General features: G+C 28.2%; 1 protein-coding gene. It reads right to left on the reverse strand.

Annotated features, from left to right (window positions below):
• On the reverse strand, positions 1-224 hold a 224-nt coding region (locus tag HMPREF2580_RS07995; RefSeq protein ID WP_256326435.1), incomplete at its 3' end, for a DUF1433 domain-containing protein.
• Positions 225-227 lie beyond the last annotated feature (3 nt).

Here is a 227-nt window from a genome sequence, read left to right on the forward strand (position 1 = left end):
AAATGTTCTTTTTTGATTATTTCGTCAGGTGTCCGACTATCTTTAGGGTCTTCTTGCTTAAACATTTTCCCTAAAGTTTTAGGATTGTAGCTTATATTTCCAGTATATTGATTATTATCATCTATATATATGGAAGCCTTAAAATCATAATCTTTCTTACCATTTACATAACCATCTATAAAGTAATCTCCCATTGGAGTTTTTTGAACTTTAGTTATTTTCATAGA

The sequence above is a fragment of the Staphylococcus sp. HMSC036D05 genome (assembly GCF_001836225.1).
Lineage (GTDB): Bacteria > Bacillota > Bacilli > Staphylococcales > Staphylococcaceae > Staphylococcus > Staphylococcus caprae.